Here is a 2085-nt window from a genome sequence, read left to right as displayed (position 1 = left end):
CGAGGCACAGCGAACTCGGTTTTGGCCAGCAAGCTGAGCACCACGTTCGCCTTGTCGTCGCCGGTGGCGGCCACGACGACATCGAAGTCCTCCAGGCGTATCGACTGCAGCACGCTCATCTCGCAGGCGTCGCCGAGCCGCCAGTGCGCGGCGGGGATGGCGTCGATGTCGATGTGTTCGGGGTTGCGCTCGATCAGCGACACGTCGTGATCGTTTTCCAGAAGTTCGCGGGCGACTGAACGGCCGACCGCGCCGGCTCCGGCAATGGCGACTTTCATGACTCGAGGTCCTCGCTGGGTGGCAACGCCGCGATGGCCAAGGCCTCTGCCACGCGGCCGGAGACGGCGGCGAGGTAGACCTGGTCGCCGGCTTGGATCACCGTCTTCGGTTCCGGAAGGACACCGGTGCCGAATCGGATCAAAAACGCGACCCGAACGCCGGTGGCCGCCTCCAGATCGGTCGCCCGGTAGCCGACCCAGCCCTCATGCAGCGCGACCTCGACGACTGCGACGGTCCCGGTGGGGTCTCGCCACTTGGTCGTCTCGGTGTCTTGGGTGAGCGCGTTGAGCAGCCGATCGGTGGTCCAGGGCACGGTGGCAATCGTGGGAATGCCGAGCCGTTCATAGACCTCAGCACGTTTGGCGTCATAGATCCGCGCGACCACCCGCGGCACCCGAAAGATTTCCCGCGCCAGCCGCGCCGAAATGATGTTGGAGTTGTCGCCGGATGACACCGCGGCGAACGCATCGGCGTCCTCGATCCCCGCCCTGACCAGCACGTCTCGGTCGAAGCCCATCCCGAGAACGCGCTCACCGGCAAAGTCGGGGCTCAGCCGGGTAAATGCGGTGCTGTCACTGTCGATGATCGCGACATCGTGGCCGATCCGGGACAACCCGTCGGCCACCGACGACCCCACCCGGCCGCACCCCATCACAACCACTCGCACGTGCGGGTCCTCTCGGCCTGCGGGTTATTAGTCGGGTCCCGACGAGAGAACCGTACCGGCAACCCCGGGTGGGCTTATTCTTGGCTCTCGTGTCCAAATTTTCGACCGCGGCGCGTCGGTTGGTTTTGGGTCGGCCGTTTCGCAGCGATCGGCTGAGCCACACCCTGCTGCCCAAGCGGATCGCCTTGCCGGTGTTCGCTTCCGACGCGTTGTCCTCGGTGGCCTATGCCCCCGAAGAGGTCTTCTTGATGCTGTCGGTGGCCGGGCTGGCGGCGTACTCGTTGACGCCCTGGATCGGCCTGGCGGTGGCAGCGGTGATGCTGGTCGTGGTGGCGAGCTACCGGCAAAACGTGCACGCCTACCCATCCGGCGGCGGGGACTACGAAGTGGTCACCACCAACCTGGGCGCCAACGCCGGCCTGACGGTCGCGAGCGCACTGATGGTGGATTACGTTCTCACGGTGGCTGTTTCGACCGCGTCGGCCATGTCGAACATCGGATCTGCCATTCCATTCGTGGCCACCCACAAGGTGCTGTTTTGCGTGGTCGCGATCCTGCTGGTGATGGCGATGAACCTGCGCGGTGTGCGCGAGTCCGGGTTGGCCTTCGCGATTCCGACCTACGCGTTCATCGTCGGCGTCGGCCTCATGCTCGCATGGGGATTGTTCCGGATCTATATCTTCGGCGAGCCGCTTCGGGCCGAATCCGCCGGCTTCGTGATGCATGCCGAGCGCAGCCAGATTGTCGGCTTCGCCATGGTGTTTTTGGTGGCGCGGTCGTTCTCGTCGGGCTGTGCGGCGCTCACCGGTGTGGAGGCGATCAGCAACGGGGTGCCCGCATTTCAAAAACCCAAGTCACGCAATGCGGCTACGACGCTGCTGCTGCTGGGCACCATCGCGGTCAGCCTTTTCATGGGCATCATCTTGCTGGCCGAGAAGACCAAGGTGCAGGTTGTCGACGATCCCGCCAAGCAGCTGAGCGGTACTCCGCGCGACTATCAACAGAAGACCCTGGTGACGCAGATCGCTCAAGCAGTGTTCGGCAGTTTCCACATCGGGTTCCTGCTGATTGCGGCGGTGACCGCGCTCATCCTGGTGCTGGCGGCCAACACGGCGTTCAACGGGTTCCCGGTACTGGGC

The 2085-nt window shown here is 64.8% G+C and carries 3 protein-coding genes; 1 reads left to right on the top strand and 2 read right to left on the bottom strand.

Features of this window, described 5'->3' with window-relative positions:
• Both WBF82_RS15935 and WBF82_RS15930 read right to left on the bottom strand, forming a co-directional pair.
• On the bottom strand, positions 1–278 hold a 278-nt coding region (locus tag WBF82_RS15935), incomplete at its 3' end, for a potassium channel family protein (protein WP_424383953.1).
• The gene (locus tag WBF82_RS15930) at positions 275–946 is read right to left on the bottom strand and encodes a potassium channel family protein (protein WP_424383952.1); all 672 of its coding nucleotides are present in this window, start codon (positions 944–946) and stop codon (positions 275–277) included. The genes WBF82_RS15930 and WBF82_RS15935, both read right to left, overlap by 4 nt.
• An 89-nt stretch (positions 947–1035) precedes the next feature.
• On the opposite strand from WBF82_RS15930, the gene WBF82_RS15925 reads away from it, so the two are divergent.
• Positions 1036–2085 (top strand): APC family permease (locus WBF82_RS15925; RefSeq protein ID WP_424383951.1); only part of this gene is annotated, 1050 nt, incomplete at its 3' end.

This window comes from Mycobacterium sp., from assembly GCF_049673265.1.
Taxonomy (GTDB): domain Bacteria; phylum Actinomycetota; class Actinomycetes; order Mycobacteriales; family Mycobacteriaceae; genus Mycobacterium.
The sequence above is the reverse complement of the archived record's forward strand: the minus strand, read 5'-3'. Positions and strand labels throughout refer to the sequence as shown.